Origin of the sequence: Alteromonas stellipolaris (genome assembly GCF_001562115.1) — a bacterium.
Lineage (GTDB): Bacteria > Pseudomonadota > Gammaproteobacteria > Enterobacterales > Alteromonadaceae > Alteromonas > Alteromonas stellipolaris.
In genome coordinates this window covers 1,382,984-1,399,797 of record NZ_CP013926.1, presented here as the reverse complement: position 1 = coordinate 1,399,797, position 16,814 = coordinate 1,382,984, and the positions used below count along the sequence as shown (strand labels likewise).

Genomic DNA, 16,814 nt, shown 5'->3' with positions numbered 1-16,814 from the left:
GTTATTCCCCTTGTTCGAAATGCGCCTTTTCTTCTTGCATAACTTGTTTAAGTTTCTTTAATCCAAGGCCTAATTCACGTCCACGTTTACGAGCAAACGCGCTGCAACCAACGAACATTCCAACACAAAGCAGAATTTCAATTGCAGCATACCAGCGCTCTTCAGGCACCGCATAAGCCACCGTACAACCGTGCATTAAATAAAACAGTACCACGAAATTTGCCCAAGCGTGAGTATACGGCTTGCCTTGTATAATTCCCTTGTAAGGTAAAAGTAACGGCACTAAATAAACCAGTGTAATAAAGATTGGCGAGTACGTTAGCGTTTTATTAAGAAAAAACTGCCACGCAATAATCCACGCTATTAAGAGGGTATGACAACCAAGTGCCAAATAACGGTAAAAGCGAGTGTTAGGCGCCATGTGTTGTCTCCGGGTTATTCGCATGCCACAAAGCATTGGCTAAATTTGCCAGACGTTTACCTTGAGCAATACATAAAGATTTTTCATCTTCAGTGAGTGTGACTGCGTTGTCGAGTGCGACGTGACTCACACCGTAAGGACTTCCACCGCTGCGAGTTTCATGAAGCGCTGGCTCGCTGTAGGGCAGGCCGCACATCACCATGCCGTGGTGGAATAATGGGATCATCATGGAAAGCAGCGTTGATTCTTGACCGCCATGCATGGAAGAACTTGATGTGAAAACACACGCTGGCTTATTAATTAGCGATCCTTTTAGCCACTGGCTACTGGTGCTGTCTAAAAAGTACTTTACTGGCGCTGCCATATTACCAAATCGCGTAGGGCTTCCTAGCGCAAGCGCACTACATCGTTCGAGTTCTTGTAAGGTAACCGTGGGGGCTGCGTTAGGGTTTGATTCTTCCACACTGACGTTGGTGCTCTCTTCCCCTGAGCCCTGACTATTTAAGCCAGGCTCTTTCGAACTGGCGCCATTTGAACTCGGGTTTAGGCTTGCCACACTGCGAACAATAACTTCTGGTCGCACAAATGATTCACCAGTAGAAGATGACGCCGCATTGGCTTCCAAGCTTGATAGTTCAGCCATTGCCCCTTGGGCTATAGCATCGGCTAATCTTTTGGTGCTGCCATGGCGGCTGTAATAAAGAACTAAAATAGGGCCCATTATACGATTTCCAACACGGCCTCTGGCGGTCTTCCAATACGCGCACTATCGTTACTAATAACAACAGGGCGTTCAATTAACTTAGGGTGTTCTACCATGGCGGCAAAAAGCTGTTCATCGGTAATATCTGCGCCACCTAATGCTGCAGCTTTATAGGCATCTTCTTTCGTGCGCATCATGTCTCGCACATTCTCTACGTTAAGTTGCCCAAACAAGGTTTTAAGTTCATCGATGCTCAGTGGCGTTTTTAAGTATTCTACTACCGTAGGCGATATACCTTTTTCTTCGAGTAGTGCTAAGGTTTGGCGGCTTTTAGAGCAGCGCGGGTTATGTAAAATAGTAACCGAAGACATAATGTCGCCTCATCGTTAAATCATTGCCAAATTTTGGCGCTGACTATTGCTTGTTTGAAGGTGTTTTTCAAGGTGCTAAGCCCTTATTAATGATAAAAGCGCATTAATATTGGTGTTTAGGGCTAATAAATTAACGCTGATGCTAAGCAATTAACCCTGCATGTGCAAACTGCACGCTACAAATGTCGCCCTTGAAATTGAGCAGGTAGAAAGGGAAACCCATTTGCAAACACATGAAAATACTTGCTATTAAATACGCAGCAAGGCATGTTTTCACACCGTTGTTGTTTATATTGTCTTTATTAATAACAACGCTGTTCTTATGGCAAAAAAGTATGGCAAAAAAGTATGGCAAAAAAGGTACGCTAAAAATGACGAACGCTGTGAAGCAAGGGCTGTTGATTATATTGGTGATGTTACTTTCAGCAACAGCTGGAGTGTGGTTTTATAAGTACAATCAGACCGACTTTGAAACTTTACAAGGCGGCGAATATAAGTGGCGAGATTTAGAGGGCAATTGGGTAATAATTAATTACTTCGCCCCGTGGTGTGCCCCTTGTTTAAGAGAAATGCCTGAGTTACACCATTTAGGCGACAACCTCCCGCCAAACACTTCGTTATTCGCCATTAACTACGACGTATTACCTAAAGGCGATTTGCAGGCCATGGCAGATAAGTTCGACATTACGCTGAATTTGATTATGGCTAATGAGGAAACGCGACTTCCCATTACGAAGCCGCCGTATTTACCGGCGACTTACATTGTGGGCCCGCAAGGTCAGGTTCAAGCCGAGATTTTAGGTGAGGTAACTGCTGATATGTTAAAAGACAAAATAGCAGAGTTACAGGCACAGGCGTTATAGGCGCTGCAACCGCTCTTCTTGATCTCTAAATTGCTTTATTCTTGCCCTAATACGTTGCTTTTGAAGATGGTCGTCGTCTTTCGCAAAGTTATAAGCATACTGCAGTTCATCCACTGCGCGGGTATAGGCGCCATACAAGGCATACACTTCTGCCTTACTTTGGTGCATTTGCGAAAAGCGCTTCGCTTTTTGGTACGCTTCAGACATCAACTGATGCGCAATTTGGTATTCGTCGTTCACCAATAAAAAGTCTTTTAGCAAACTAATTGCATCATCGTAACGGCTAGCACTTATCATGGCATTTGCTTGGTTAAGCGCCAATACTTGATTGCGCGGGCTGTTCTCTACAAAAGGTGACAACATTTCTACTGCCTTTAAAGGCTCGCCCTTAGCAATATAAATATCTGTTGCGGCGTCTAGATAAAACAGGTTGCCGCTATCTTTGCGTAACAACTCACCCATAACGATGTCTTGGGCTTTGTCGTACTCTTCGGTTCGCATATATGCCAATGCTAAGGCGTAAAGCGATGCTTCTCTTACTCGATAAGCCTCTTTATCTACCTGCGCGGTAAAATACTCTACCGCATAATCGGGTTCGAATGAGTACCTAGCCATGATGCGGGCTTTAGCCAACTCAAACTGTTTACTTACCGGAACAAAGCGAGAAGGGTAGTCGTCTGCACGAGAACGGGCATCGGCTATACGAGACTCAGTTAATGGGTGAGTTAATAAACGCGCTGGCGGGCGTGAAACGTTTCGATATTCTTCAGCCATAATTGAAAAGAAGTCTGCAGCGCCGTTGGCATCGAACCCAGCACGAGACAACATAGCAATACCAATGCGGTCAGCCTCTTGCTCGTTAGAACGGGTGTAGTCAATTTGCATTTGTACAGAAGCCGCTTGGCCAGCTTGCATTGCCGCCATACCCGCTTGGGGGTTTGCCATGGCTATTAATACGCCACCAATAAGCGAAGCAATAGCCAAGGGCGATGAACGTTGTTGCGCTTGCATACTTCGAGCGATATGCCGTTGTGTAACGTGAGAGATTTCATGAGCCAGCACCGAGGCCAATTCACTTTCAGTGTTTGCTCTGCGCATAAGGCCAGTATGAACACCTATATGCCCCCCAAAGAAAGCGAAGGCGTTAATCGCATCGTTATCTACCCAGAAAAAACGAAATGGGAATTTGGCATTTTCGGCATGAATGACTAAGCGGTTACCTAAATCTTGTAGGTATTCATCTAAAACAGGATCGGCTATTAGCGGGCTTTGCCCACGCATTTGACGCATAACTGCATCGCCAACAATCATTTCTTTGTCTAAAGAAATGGCGTCAGACGCCACTACGCCAATTTCAGGCAGCGCATTTTTATTCGTGTAACTCACGCTTTGCGCAATACTCGACAAGCTAGCTGTAATAAGGAAAGACAGCACCAAGAGTTTTTGAGATAACCTTTTCTTCATGTACCTGTGATTTACTGAACAATACTGGAATACGTATTAGAGCACCAAAGTACCGTTTCAGTTTCAATTATTTATTATGAATTTTATCATTCTGCCTAGATAAGTACGTTTATGCCAGTTTTAGTGTAAATCTGACATTAACCATTAGCGTGGCATTTGATTCGAATATTGCTTATTAAATCGTCTTACCAGATTGATTTAAATAGAAAGTGTATTGCCCGATGCTAAGTCTTTACACTATGATGCGTATCCTATTCTTAAAATTTCTCAGGAAGCTTTTATGATCAGTGTGTTTGGTCGCTGGTACCGACGCAAATTTTCCGATCCTGATGCAGCCATGCTGCTTATTCTAATACTAATTACCACCGCCGCGCTGCTCTTGTGGGGCGAGCTTATCATGCCTGTTTTAGTGGCAGCGATTGTAGCTTATTTACTTGATTGGCCGGTTACCCACCTTGTTAGATTCGGCGTAAGCCGCGCTATTGCTTGCGGCATCGTATTAATGGGGTTTATTACCCTTGTCATTTTCATGCTAATTGGTTTAGTGCCCATTGTTACCCGGCAAAGCATTAATCTTATTCAAGAAACCCCGTTAATATGGCAAAAGGCCCAAGATTGGATCTTAACCTTGCCAGAAAAATACCCAGACTATGTGCAGGTTTATCAAATTCATCAAATGATGGAAGGGCTAAACGACAAACTTGTTGGCGTAGGCGAAACGTTAATATCAGCGTCTTTTAGTAATATTGCCAATGTGGCTGCGCTATTAGTTTATGCGGTGCTTGTGCCTTTAATGGTGTTTTTCATGCTCAAAGACAAAATGTATTTTTTAGAAAGTATTTCTAATTTGTTGCCCAAAGAGCGCCGATTAATTACGCAAGTTGGCCATGAAATGAATTCACAAATTGCCAATTATATTCGCGGCAAAGTGATAGAAATTGTGATTGTTAGCTTAGTGTCATGCGTAACTTTTGCCTTTATGGATTTACGATACGCTATATTACTTGGCGTATTGGTGGGAATTTCGGTGTTGATTCCTTACATTGGCGCTGCGGTAGTCACCATTCCTGTTGCCATAGTTGCGCTATTTCAATGGGGTTTAACGCCTGACTTCTGGTACCTATTTATTGCCTATTCAATTATTCAGGCACTAGATGGAAACTTACTGGTGCCTTTGCTTTTCTCTGAAGCAGTAAGCTTGCACCCACTGTATATCATTATTGCAGTGCTGGTATTTGGCGGTCTATGGGGCTTCTGGGGCGTTTTCTTTGCCATACCCTTGGCCACATTAGTAAAAGCAGTAATAACCGCGTGGTCGAGCAATCCTGCGGGATTACCTGTGGCTGAAAGCGAATAGCGCATTAAGCTAAACAGGCAATAAAACCAATAACCAGCGAAACGAAAAAGGGCGGTAGTGTGAACTATCGCCCTTTTTCGTTTCTAACAAATAAGCGTGAAGTGAGTTACTTGTTATCTGCTAAGTAATCTAACACCACTGTGTGATGCTCTTTGGTTTTAAACTTATTGAAAACGTGTTCGATAACACCGTTTTCGTCTACTAAAAAGCTCAAGCGGTGAATGCCGTCATACTCTTTACCCATGAACTTTTTCAAGCCCCATACGCCAAAAGCATCTGCTACCGCGTGGTCTTCGTCAGACAACAAAGTAAAATTCAGGCTTTCTTTTTCAGCGAACTTTGGCAAGCGTTTAACCGCATCAGGGCTGATACCCATAACTTCTACGTTCAAGCCGCCTAATGCCTCTTTGCTGTCGCGCAAGCCTTGCGCTTGAACGGTACAGCCTGGGGTCATCGCTTTAGGGTAAAAGTAAACCAGTACTTTTTTGCCTAGGTAATCTGATAACGAAATGGTTTCATCGTTTTGGTTTTGAAGTGAAAACTGTGGTGCTTTATCACCAGCTTGAAGCGTGTTCATTAGATTCCTTAATATGTTTATCTACAACTTTTCCGGTTACGTTGAGCTCTTCAAATAACGCGGTTAGTTCTGATTCTAGGGCAGCAAAATCTTCAGATGCGGGCATGTTCACAACGAATTTGCATCGCATACATTCGTTTTTACACTCGGCCGCTTTAAAGGTGGCTTGTCTAAATGCACTAATTGACGCATTACGTTTTGCGAAAAAGCCTGTTACTGCTTTTATAAGGCCAGCAGTATCTTCGCCGCTGAACTCAACGTGAAATAAGTGATCGAGATTTTGCTTCTCGTGGTGACTGGTACGTTTCATCATAGAAAGCAGATCGAGTCGCTGACAAAGAGGGGGCACGGTACACTCAGCGCGGGTGATGGCTGACTGCGAGCCTTCTAAAATCATAGTAAGTGAGAACTCTTGACCATAAATAGCTTGTCGACTGTCTAGAATGTTGCACTGCGCTGCAGAAACTGTGGTCGCAATTTCACTTAATATACCCGTTTTATCTGAACCTAAAATGGTAACAATCAGTTGGTGCTGAGACATTAAAACCTGCATCACAAGAAACGTATGACGTGATGGTAGCATAGAGTTTTTTTTTAGTACCAGCGGCTTTTTGTAGTATTGATGCAGATTATTGTCAAATTCTTGGTATTTAGGCGTGAGATAGCTTGTGTTTAGCTACCGACATATTTACCATGTGCGCTCATATTTTGCGGAGAGATTATGTTTACTGGTAGTTACGTAGCACTCGTCACGCCGATGTTTGAAAACGGCGACATCGATTACAAGTCACTTGAGAAGCTAGTGCGCTTTCATGTTGAACAAGGCACACATGGTATTGTGTCTGTTGGCACCACTGGCGAGTCGGCCACCTTACCGTTTGATGAACACGTAAACGTAGTTAAAGAGACCGTTGCTATGGTGTCTGGCGCTATTCCTGTTATTGCAGGTAGTGGCGCAAACTCAACTGCTGAAGCGATTTTTCTTACCCAACAATTGGGTGCCGCCGGTATCGACGGCTTCTTAAGCGTAGTCCCTTATTATAACAAGCCTCAGCAAGCAGGCATGGTGGCACACTTCAACGCCATTGCTGATGCCAGCGATTTACCTGTGTTGTTATACAACGTACCAGGTAGAACCGTTGCTGACATGCTACCTGAAACCGTTGCAGAACTTTCATCTCACAAAAACATTGTTGGATTAAAAGACGCAACCGGTGATATTGCTCGCCTTAAAGCAACACAAGCACTTGTCCCTTCAGACTTCGTTTTATTAAGCGGCGATGACGGCTCAAGTTGTGAATTTATGTGTGAAGGCGGTCATGGTGTTATTTCTGTGACAGCAAACGTGGTTCCAAAGGCCATTGCACAAATGTGTGAAGCCGCTTTAGCAAAAGATTTTGATAAATGTCGCACTATAGATGAAAGCATCGAATTGCTTCACACCGCGCTATTTATCGAGCCTAATCCAGTTATTCCTAAGTGGGCTTTATACAAAATGGGCATGATGGAAAGTGCACAAATGCGATTACCTATGGTTTTACCGGAACTTGTAAGCCAAAAACATATCGAAGAACTATTACAAAAATACGCATTGATTTCGGGTTAATAAGGAACACAGATGAATAGAACGCTGGCTATAGTGAGTTCGATGGTAGTAATCGCACTTGCAGGTTGTTCAAGCCAAACAGATAGAAAGACGGCTTCAGGAACGTACAAGTACTTAGAAACAAAAGAACAAAAGCAAGTACAAGTTCCTACCGACTTAGATGCACCAGCTTTTTCTAGAGAGTTTGCGGTACCTGAACTAGACGAAAGGGTAGATGAAAGTCTTGTTGGCAAGAAATTGCTTGTTCAGTCTCCTGCGTTGGTATTGCCTCTTGTTACGGGCTCGCACGTAGAAGAAGGTAAAAGCACAGCAACAATTTGGTTCGACCAAGTTGATGATAGCCAACCATTAAGCCAAGCAGTTTGGAATTCTTTGTTAAGCTTCCTAGACGAACAAGGCATTGGCGTAGATTTCTTTGATCCAGAGCAGCAAGTGCTAAACACTGATTGGATGATTATCAAAAAAGAAGTGGATAGCCCTTGGTACAAATGGACCAGCACTGAAAGTGAAGTTGGACGCCGCTTTGAATTCGTTCTTGACGTAAAACCTCACGGTAGATCTGCCGCGCTTTCTGTTGACTTAAAAGACTATATGGCCACCACGGGTGACGATGTTGTTGCAGAAATTTCAAGCATGCAAGAGCGCCGCGAGGAAGTAGACGTACTTAACCAAGTGATTGGTCATTACGAATACCAGATTCAATTACAAGAAACACGCCGAATTGCACGTATTCGCCAAGGCCTAAATACCGAAATGGGCTTTAATGATGACGGCAACCCAGCATTTATGGTTGATGCACAATACGATGTGGTATGGCCACGTATGTTATTGGTATTGCGTAAACTTGGTTTCGACGTTAAAGATTTAGACAAATCTAACGGCCTACTGTTTGTTTCCTATAATGGTAGTGACACGGGTTGGTGGGGCGGCTTGTTCTCCAGCGACAATGAGTTACTTGAAAAAGGTGACTACCGTTTAAAAGTTTCACGTGCCGGTGAGAAACGCAGTTCAGTGACTTTCATGAATAATGAAAGCGAACCTTTTGAAGCCAATCAGGTTTCAGACCTATACGGCGCATTTGCCGAGGTCATGTCAGAAGATAACCTTGATATATAATTGAGACTGAGAATGGAAAAACGTGACGAGCTTTACCGCGGTAAAGCAAAAACTGTGTATTTTACCGATGATAGCGATAAGTTAATTCTGCATTTCAGAAACGACACATCAGCTTTCGATGGTGAAAAAATTGAACAGCTAGACCGTAAAGGCGAAGTGAATAACAAGTTCAACCATTTTATTATGACCAAACTTGAAGAAGCGGGTATTGCTACGCAAGTAGAAGCTTTGCTTTCTGACACTGAATCCTTAGTTAAAAAGCTAGACATGATCCCAGTGGAATGTGTTGTTCGTAACCTAGCGGCAGGCTCTTTGGTTCGTCGTCTTGGTGTAGAAGAAGGGCAAACGTTGGCGCCGCCTGTGTTTGAATTCTTCCTTAAAAACGACGCACTGCACGATCCTATGATTAACGATTATCACATTGTGTCATTTGGCTGGGCGACAGAAGCACAAATTGCTGAAATGAAGTCGTTAACGTTTAAAGTAAATGCTGTGCTTAAATCGCTGTTTGATGAAGCAGGCATGTTGCTAGTAGATTACAAACTTGAATTCGGTGTTGATCCTGAAGGCAACATTGTTTTAGGTGATGAATTTACACCTGACGGTTGCCGCTTGTGGGACAAAGAAACCCGCAAGAAGATGGATAAAGACCGTTTCAGACAAGGCCTAGGCTCAGTGGTTGAAACTTACATTGAAGTTGCAGAACGCTTAGGTGTTTCACTGTAACGGCATGTTAGTGTAAAGATTGAAAGAAAAAAGGACCCATTGCGGTCCTTTTCTTTTGCCTGTAAAAAGGTAAATTACAAAGCCTTGATTAAACAGAGCTTTGTGTATTTTTTACATGTGGCTACGTGCACGAAATAACCTAGTAAAATTATCAACCTTCTAAAAGGGCTTTTATGAATACGCTGTTGGAGAAAATGAATGGGTAACCCATACGGATTAGTGTGTATTGCCATGCTGGCGTTTGCTGCCAATTCGTTGTTATGCCGTATGGCACTGGCCAATACCGATATCGACCCAGGCCTTTTCACCACAATACGCTTAGCCAGTGGGGCATTGTGTTTAACACTTTTGGTCGCTTTTACTGCGCGCCGTTCATTGTTAGCGAGTAACAAAAGTGAGCAAAGCGCTTCGGGAACAGAAGGTGCTGCGGTTAATATCAAGAGCGCTGCGGCGGGCACAAACAGCGCGGCGACGAACACCAGTGCAATAGCGGCCATTAAACAACAAGCATCAATAGCAGGGGCGTTAAGCCTATTTGTTTATGCTATCGCATTTTCTTATGCCTATATCTCAATGTCGACGGGTACAGGCGCACTGCTTTTATTTGGCGCAGTGCAACTCACAATGATTTCAGTGGGGTTGCTAAAAGGCGAACGCTTTGCTGCATTTCAGTGGTTAGGTTTTTTACTGGCTTTTGCAGGCTTAGTTATCTTGTTGCTACCCGGTGCAAGCGCGCCGCCGCTGTTTTCAGCACTGTTAATGGTAAGCGCAGGAATTGCATGGGGATTTTATTCCTTATTAGGTAAAAAGAGTAACGCGCCCTTATTGCTGAGTGCAGGTAACTTTTTATATGCCACTTTACTTACCCTACCTTTAGTGATGTGGTTATGGGTAACCAGTACATGGCAGTGGAGCAACGAAGGCGTGTTTTATGCGCTGGCGTCTGGGATAGTGGCCTCTGGTTGCGGCTATGCAATTTGGTACAAGGCGCTACCGTTAATTCAATCGACAACCGCTGCCACCGTTCAGTTAAGCGTACCGGTAATTGCCACGCTGATGGGCTGGGCGTTTCTTGCTGAAGCTATTAGCTTGCAAATAATGATTGCCTCTTTAATGACATTGGGCGGTATTTGGTTGGTTATTAAAATGCGCAAAGCCTAGCGAAGCGAAGTGCTTTCGCTTAAAAAGCACACCCGCTTAACCAACGTCCAAATGAGCCCAATATGGCGTAGTTGGCAAAATAGGTTAAAAAGTAGTTAAATATAGATACCGATGAACGGGGTTTGTAAGTACAAGGCGAAGCCCCGACCATTACTATAAAGGACTAACGTGGGCTTATTTACTAACATCCGACGTGCACTAACTGCCTCTAAATTTCAGCGTAAAGACTTGAAGATTATTGAGGCTATCCCTACAGAAAGATTTGCTACCATTGTTTTTCAGTTTAAAGATGAAGGGTGGGAGTTAACCGACGCCCCTGGCGACTTAGATGTAAGTCGTGACAGTTGGCAGGGTAAACTTCGAAAAGGAACCAGTACCCTTACTTGCAATTGGAATAACGACGACGAGGGCGAAATAGTAGGTTTAACCCGAATTATCGAAGGCATTGGTAAAGACTTCAACTTAAAAGTGCAATCTACGCCCAGTCGATAACTTAACTCGATAACTTAATTCGGTAACCTAAGTCGATAAGCAAGGCTTTCAACACATAAAAAAATGACGTAGAAAAGCATGAGCGAAACAAAGCTTATCTACGTCATTCATCAACTGACGGGGCTGTTATAAGGGCTATTACAAGGGCAATTACAAGAGCCGCTACGTCATAGCGGTTGAGTTAACAACACGCCATGACTATTTTCCATTACAGCCATCTTTTCTAGTTTTCTACTACAAAGCCTAGAAACGGTAAGACGCTGAAACTCTAAAGCGGCGTGGTGCACCAGGCTCAACCCATACGTCAGCAAAAGAGTTGGTGTAATGCTCTTTGTCGAAAAGGTTGTCTACTTCTGCACGTACCACTAAGTTTTCAACTGGTTCAATTTGCGCGAACGCACGTACGGTAGTGTAGCTAGGCAAATAGAAGTCTGTTGCGGTTTGCCCTAAACGCTCATCTACGTACAACAAGCCTGTACCTAGGCGTACCGGCATATCTGAAACCGTAAGGCTTTTGCCTACTTGAACGCTAAGCTGATTTTCAGGAACGTTAATAAGCGGATCGCCGGCTTCAATTGCGGCCACAAAGTTAGCATCTGCTGCATCGTTAGTACTTTCTGCATCGATATAAGCGTAAGACACCCACAAGGCAATGCCATTGCCAAACTCAGCGTTAATATCAAGTTCTACACCACGACTACGTGCTTCGCCGCCAGGGGTTAAAAAGAAACCGTCAGATGCTTCATCACTGCTATCGAACACTAAAATATTGGTTTGCTCAATGTTGAAGATAGATAAGGTGATATCGCCGCGTACATCGTCAAAGAATGACGTTAAATCGGTTTTAACACCTACTTCAGTAGATTCAGATTGGTTTGGTTCAAACGGGTTACCCGCATAATCAGAACCCGTTAGCTGACGGAAGCCTTCACCGTAAGTTGCGTAAAAGCTGATGCTGTCGTCAAGCAAATACACTGCACCTAACTGAGGCGAAAATTGAGTATCATCTTGCGATGTTACAGAAACCGGATCGCTTAAGCGGTTCTGGATTTCTTGTTCGAATTTGTCAATTCGGCCACCAAAGCGCACTTGAAATTTATCGGTAATGTTTACTTGGTCTTGAATGTACATACCCCAAGCTTCTTGCGTTTCTAGGCGATCAAGATTATCAGACAACTCAACATCAGCCAAAGGCGAGTAATCTGGGTTAAGAATATCTACAACAAGATATTGGCTTAAATCCAAATCGTTAATGTCGGTGTCGTCCGAGAAAAAGGGTGGGCGGTAGCGCAAGATAACTTGATCGTTTTCAAACTTATCGTAATCACCACCAATAATAACGCGATGACTAACTGAGCCTGTATCAAACTCACCAGCAATTTCGCCGCGCACTACCATATAATCGGTTTCAAAATCGCGATAGCGCTTAAAGCGAGACAGTAACGTTTGATCTGGGTCGATAAACAACGTTTGGCGGCCGCCAAAGTTAGTTTCAAGCGCATTACCTTCAAAGGTAGTGTCTCGCAGGCCTGCACCTACCAAAAGGTTCCAGTCGTCGTTAAGCTCATGAGAAATCTCAAGTTGGTGCCCAACCACGTCGGTAGTAATTCTATCGCCATTAGGGTCGCCCACAAAAGTTTCAATAGGCTGAATGCCTAACTTACCGTCTACCGCAATTACACCACGGTCGAAGGGGATTTCTTGCTTGGTATATTCAAGTTCGTAGGTAATACGGGTATCTGCTGAAAATTCCCACGTAACAGAAGGATAAAAGCCGACCTTTTCAGTTTCTACGGTATCTCTAAAGCTTTCAGCATCCTCGTAAAAGCCCACAACGCGTACACCAATGCTGTCATTAGCGCCCGTTACGGTTTGTATGTCAGCTTCCACGCGTACTTGTTCCCAACTTCCATAAGTGGCTTTTACCTCGCCACCAGTAAAAAACTGTGGACGCTTAGTCACTAAGTTTACTGCGCCGCCAGGTTCGCCACGGCCAAACAAAGCCGCTTTAGGGCCTTTTAATACTTCCACATGGTCGATACCAGCTAAATCACGAGGGCCACCAAAGCCACGGCCAGCATTAAAACCATTTACCAAGAAACCACTAGGTAAGTTTTCATCACCAGAAAAACCACGAATGGCAAAACTATTCCACAGCCCACCAAAGTTATTCTGCCTTGCTACTGACGCAGACAGATCTAGCGCGTCATTTAAGTTTATGGCACCTGTATCACTAATTAAGCCAAGATCAATATCTTGTGCAGCGGCTGGCACTTCTTTGTATTCAAACGCCCCTTGATAAGCGCGATGCATGCCATGCACCGTAATTTTTTCTACTTTCTCTTCTTCGCTCTGTGCTTTTGCTTGAGCATCATTTTGAGCAAGCACTGGCGCATTAAAAAATGCAGCAATACTGATGGCGAGTGTAGATTTCACCCAGTTATTTTTCATTGGTGTTTTCCTGTGTGTTCATTGGTGTAGTAAATTGTGAAGTTGTAGTGAATTGCGGTAAGCGCTTAAGGCTTGATTTTGAAAACTCAGGCGCTGCAAAAAGTTGTTGGTAGTAAAATTCGCGCAACGAAGCATGAAAAGCGCGCACCTTATTTTCATAATCAATCATTGATTGCACGTTGGTGCTTGCGGTGTTCGATAACAAACGCTGAGTTAGCAACGAAGGGGATAGCAAAGACACATAGCCCGCCAGCTGATTTTTTCGAATAGTAGATTGCTGATACGCGTTAGAAAGTTCGCTTGCACTTTCATCGCCAACTTGTTGAAACGCGAAGTACCATTTCCAGTTAAACGAGCCATCACGCTTAGGATCGTAAGCCGTGTAATCAGCCCACTGTGGGTGAGTTTCAATAAACTTCTCCCACGTTTCCTCAACGGGCTTATCCCATGCACCATTTACCGCTTCACGCTGTGTAAGCACAATGTCGCCACCTTCAGGGGTTTCAACCGCAGCATTAATAACGGTATGACCGGTAACCGGCACGATGACGGTAGTAATAAGCCATACGCCTAACATTAACGACGCAAGATGAGTGGCACTGTATTTCGCAAAACGTTGTGCTGCGCCAATGGCTAATACAATGGCAGACCACACACTTATAGTACCCAGTACAATAACGCAGGCTAACAAGATAGAACTTAGCGATGCGCCATTCACAATCGCAAAGGCCACAAAAGGAAGCAGAGTAACTAAAGCTAACGGAACCAGCGTAACTAGGGTACGAGATGTCCATACCGCATGGCTATTACGCGCTGTAACGTTAAGTAAGTCGAAGCGTCTTGCTTCACGTTCTTTAGCTTTTAAATCGTACAGCAACAAAATAATAAATAGCGGTAGCAGTACGCTTACCACAAAGGCAAAATCGAAACGCCCTAAAAACGCTAATTCAGGATTGTCGGTATCGCTTTCATATATTTGGCCTTCAAGGGCCAACATGCGTACACGATGCTTCCACGGAAACACATCACGTTCGCCAACTACCGCAAAGGCTAGGGGAGAAGGCGGCGCATAGGTTAGGTGAAATGCGTAATAGGCCACCATGCCGTAACTAGACTGATGGTTAAGTACCGCTTCACGCTCTTGAGTGTCTTTTTCCAATAGGCGTTCAATGGTGGCTTGTTGTGCCTGCATTTCCGCATGACCCGACCACAAGGCCGCTGTACTTAATAGAAACACTACTAACAAAGTCAGTTTGAATTGGCGATGGGCAAACACAAACCCTGCTTCGCGTTTAATATCGTTAAACCGCATCATGGGTTTAGCCTCCTTACTGCAAGCTTAAGAAGTAGTACAGCAACACCCACCCAAAGAAGAAGTTGTAAACAATACATGGCGGCACTGCTTAAGCGGGCCATGGGTGCTTCGGGTTCAAAACTAAATTCCGATAATACTGCCCAGTTGCTGGCTTCAACTACCGCTTTGTCTGCGGCTTCTTCGCTTGAATTGCGGTTCATATCCAGTTTGTAATCAAGCTTTTCTACATGCACTTTATTCAAGCCTTGTACAAACTGCATACGTAGAATTTCGGCTTCACGTAAAAAGCGGTGATGGGTTTCAATACTTGTGCCTGCAAGCAAAGTTGAAAATGATCGCAGTGCAACGGTAGGCGAAAGCCAACCAAACTGCCTAGCAATGCGCGCTTGCGCTAGCTCTTCTTGCATGCGGCTTTCAGCAAATTCGTTAATCACAACGGCCTGGCGCTGTTCAGAATATTGCGCCACTATGCCTCTGAAGTTCACGGGTAAGTCGTCTACAGAATCGACGTTGTATTTATCTAGTAGGTCTTGTTTAAGCGTAACGAAAGCAGGATCGTTAACATCGTGACCATCGCCTAAGCTTCGAAGCTTTTCTTCTACTTTAAAGTCGGCTTCTAACTTACCGATAGAAGGCTCGACACTGGTAGCGACACTGCTGCCCATTCTAGGTAGCAATATGCAAGCGCTCATCCAAATAACAATAAGCACGGTAAAGCTAGCGCTGCTTTTTTCAAACAACGTTGAGCAGGCGGTAACCACCACGGCCCATAACAAGAAATAAAGTGCGTAACCTAAGCAGAAAAGCGTTACCACTAACGCGCTTTCATTAGAAAAAGCGACATACAAGCAGGCCAATAGCAATGGCAGTAAGAAAATACTGCTAGCTAGCATTAATGCCACTAGCTTTCCTAACACCAATTGCCAGCGGCTAGCGCCTTGGGTAAGTAATAAGGTTAGCGTGCCTGCTTCACGTTCTCGTGACACGCTGCCGTAGCCAATCAGAATAATAAATAGTGGTGCCAACACTAATGCTAAAAAGCTTGGCGTTAAGCTACTAAAGCGAGTAAGTCCTGCAGACTCGCGCTGCTGGGCAAACATGGCACTGTTTTGCCTGTGGCCTTCTAAGAAAATAGCGTTACCTGTGTAGGTATCTACGCCAGGTTCTATTACGCTAAGCGGCGTAGGTGTACGAAATACATAATGCCCGTAATGCACCATGCGGTGCGGGTGTTTATCAGGTTGCGATAAGAAGCGTTGCTCAGCTTCACCTTGAAGGTGTTCTCTGGCGTGCGCTGCTTCTTCAATATGAAAGGTATTAATAACAAGCGCAGTTAACGTAAGTACACTGCCCAAAATTAACACCGTAGTGGCAACCTTAGTTCGCAGCCAATAACGCCACTGCTCAGCACAAATTGTTTTTATGGTTTGATCAATCATTACTTGCGCCCTGCAAAGGCAGCGTGAACGGCTTCTGTATCGATAGGTGTATCGCCCGCGCGTTCGAACGAACCCGTAAGCTTGCCGTTGCTTAATAGCACAATGCGGTGGGCAACCTGACAAGCGCCATACACATCGTGGGTTACCATAAATATGGTGGCACCGTTGTTTGCTAACTCAGACACTAACGTATTAAATTCATCAATAGCGGCAGGATCGAGACCAGAAGTTGGTTCATCTAAAAACAGCACTGGGGCATTACGTAGAATGGCTAATGCAATAGCTGTTTTTTGCCTCATTCCTTTTGAGTAGTTCGACAAAGTGTTGTGCCACGCATTCTCTTGCAATGCCACTTTCTTAAGCGCTTCATGAATAGCATCGTCAGTTTTTTCGACACCGGCTACCGACAAAAAGTAGCGAATATTTTCATATCCAGAAAGATGACCATAAAGTGTTACCGATTCAGGCAAATAAGCCACCGACTTTTGCACTTCGTTGGTGTTTTCTGCTACCGACATGCCCATAACAGAAGCTGTGCCAATACTAGGTTTCATTAACCCTAAAAAGGTTTTAAGGGTTGTGGATTTACCCGCACCGTTTCCACCAAGAAGGGCAAACACTTCACCTTTGCCTACTTCAAAATTAAGGTTATCAAGAATAGTACGTTGATTTATACGTACCGATAATTCACTAGCGCTGATTACAGATTTTGATGTCATTGATTTGCGGAATAAAGTCTAAATTTGGTGATA

Annotated in this window: 17 protein-coding genes; 7 read left to right on the top strand and 10 right to left on the bottom strand. The window is 44.2% G+C overall.

Annotated features, from left to right (window positions below; translation table 11 throughout):
* Position 1: 1 nt before the first annotated feature.
* Genes AVL57_RS05800 through arsC form a run of 3 tightly spaced genes read right to left on the bottom strand, consistent with a single transcriptional unit; the run spans position 2 to position 1,495 of the window.
* Positions 2–421 (bottom strand): DUF2069 domain-containing protein, encoded by a 420-nt coding sequence (locus AVL57_RS05800; protein ID WP_057792045.1) that lies wholly within the window; start codon positions 419–421, stop codon positions 2–4.
* The gene (locus tag AVL57_RS05795) at positions 411–1,142 is read right to left on the bottom strand and encodes an NAD(P)H-dependent oxidoreductase (protein WP_057792041.1); all 732 of its coding nucleotides are present in this window, start codon (positions 1,140–1,142) and stop codon (positions 411–413) included. The genes AVL57_RS05800 and AVL57_RS05795 overlap by 11 nt, the downstream gene beginning before the upstream one ends.
* Positions 1,142–1,495 carry an arsenate reductase (glutaredoxin) gene (gene arsC / locus AVL57_RS05790; RefSeq protein WP_057792040.1) on the bottom strand — a complete coding sequence of 118 codons (354 nt, stop codon included), beginning with the start codon at positions 1,493–1,495 and terminating at the stop codon, positions 1,142–1,144. The genes AVL57_RS05795 and arsC overlap by 1 nt, the downstream gene beginning before the upstream one ends.
* Before the next feature lie 335 nt (positions 1,496–1,830).
* On the opposite strand from arsC, the gene AVL57_RS05785 reads away from it, so the two are divergent.
* Positions 1,831–2,358: a TlpA family protein disulfide reductase gene (locus tag AVL57_RS05785; protein WP_232363282.1), complete on the top strand. Its 528-nt coding sequence runs from the start codon at positions 1,831–1,833 to the stop codon at positions 2,356–2,358.
* Here the strand turns inward: AVL57_RS05785 and bepA are convergent.
* Positions 2,353–3,822, bottom strand: a complete 1,470-nt coding sequence (gene bepA, locus AVL57_RS05780; RefSeq protein ID WP_061093579.1) for a beta-barrel assembly-enhancing protease — start codon at positions 3,820–3,822, stop codon at positions 2,353–2,355. The two genes, AVL57_RS05785 and bepA, sit on opposite strands and share 6 nt — an antisense overlap.
* 280 nt (positions 3,823–4,102) lie before the next feature.
* Here bepA and AVL57_RS05775 point away from each other — a divergent pair, with 280 nt between their 5' ends.
* Positions 4,103–5,179 (top strand): AI-2E family transporter, encoded by a 1,077-nt coding sequence (locus tag AVL57_RS05775; protein WP_057792036.1) that lies wholly within the window; start codon positions 4,103–4,105, stop codon positions 5,177–5,179.
* A gap of 106 nt (positions 5,180–5,285) precedes the next feature.
* On the opposite strand, the gene bcp is transcribed toward AVL57_RS05775, so the two are convergent.
* Together bcp and AVL57_RS05765 are read right to left on the bottom strand one after the other, a co-directional pair.
* Positions 5,286–5,756, bottom strand: a complete 471-nt coding sequence (gene bcp, locus AVL57_RS05770; RefSeq protein WP_057792034.1) for a thioredoxin-dependent thiol peroxidase — start codon at positions 5,754–5,756, stop codon at positions 5,286–5,288.
* Positions 5,734–6,297, bottom strand: a complete 564-nt coding sequence (locus AVL57_RS05765; protein ID WP_057792032.1) for a glycine cleavage system transcriptional repressor — start codon at positions 6,295–6,297, stop codon at positions 5,734–5,736. Before AVL57_RS05765 ends, bcp begins: the two co-directional genes overlap by 23 nt.
* Before the next feature lie 180 nt (positions 6,298–6,477).
* On the opposite strand from AVL57_RS05765, the gene dapA reads away from it, so the two are divergent.
* The 5 genes from dapA to AVL57_RS05740 all read left to right on the top strand — a co-directional run bounded on the left by dapA (position 6,478) and on the right by AVL57_RS05740 (position 10,857).
* Entirely contained in the window at positions 6,478–7,362 is an 885-nt protein-coding gene (gene dapA / locus AVL57_RS05760) for a 4-hydroxy-tetrahydrodipicolinate synthase (protein WP_057792030.1), read from the top strand.
* 12 nt (positions 7,363–7,374) lie between these two features.
* The gene (gene bamC, locus AVL57_RS05755) at positions 7,375–8,478 is read left to right on the top strand and encodes an NlpB/DapX family lipoprotein (protein ID WP_057792028.1); all 1,104 of its coding nucleotides are present in this window, start codon (positions 7,375–7,377) and stop codon (positions 8,476–8,478) included.
* 12 nt (positions 8,479–8,490) lie between these two features.
* Positions 8,491–9,204, top strand: a complete 714-nt coding sequence (purC, locus tag AVL57_RS05750) for a phosphoribosylaminoimidazolesuccinocarboxamide synthase (RefSeq protein WP_057792026.1) — start codon at positions 8,491–8,493, stop codon at positions 9,202–9,204.
* Positions 9,205–9,402: 198 nt separating this feature from the next.
* Positions 9,403–10,365 carry a DMT family transporter gene (locus AVL57_RS05745; protein ID WP_057792024.1) on the top strand — a complete coding sequence of 321 codons (963 nt, stop codon included), beginning with the start codon at positions 9,403–9,405 and terminating at the stop codon, positions 10,363–10,365.
* A 168-nt stretch (positions 10,366–10,533) separates the two neighbouring features.
* Positions 10,534–10,857: a hypothetical protein gene (locus tag AVL57_RS05740; RefSeq protein ID WP_057792022.1), complete on the top strand. Its 324-nt coding sequence runs from the start codon at positions 10,534–10,536 to the stop codon at positions 10,855–10,857.
* A 243-nt stretch (positions 10,858–11,100) separates the two neighbouring features.
* On the opposite strand, the gene AVL57_RS05735 is transcribed toward AVL57_RS05740, so the two are convergent.
* Genes AVL57_RS05735 through AVL57_RS05720 form a run of 4 tightly spaced genes read right to left on the bottom strand, consistent with a single transcriptional unit; the run spans position 11,101 to position 16,781 of the window.
* Positions 11,101–13,308: a TonB-dependent siderophore receptor gene (locus tag AVL57_RS05735; protein ID WP_057792020.1), complete on the bottom strand. Its 2,208-nt coding sequence runs from the start codon at positions 13,306–13,308 to the stop codon at positions 11,101–11,103.
* Entirely contained in the window at positions 13,298–14,623 is a 1,326-nt protein-coding gene (locus tag AVL57_RS05730; RefSeq protein ID WP_057792018.1) for a DUF3526 domain-containing protein, read from the bottom strand. Before AVL57_RS05730 ends, AVL57_RS05735 begins: the two co-directional genes overlap by 11 nt.
* Positions 14,620–16,062: an ABC transporter permease gene (locus AVL57_RS05725; protein ID WP_057792016.1), complete on the bottom strand. Its 1,443-nt coding sequence runs from the start codon at positions 16,060–16,062 to the stop codon at positions 14,620–14,622. Before AVL57_RS05725 ends, AVL57_RS05730 begins: the two co-directional genes overlap by 4 nt.
* Positions 16,062–16,781, bottom strand: coding sequence for an ABC transporter ATP-binding protein (locus AVL57_RS05720; RefSeq protein WP_057792013.1), 720 nt, complete (start codon positions 16,779–16,781; stop codon positions 16,062–16,064). The genes AVL57_RS05725 and AVL57_RS05720 overlap by 1 nt, the downstream gene beginning before the upstream one ends.
* Positions 16,782–16,814 lie beyond the last annotated feature (33 nt).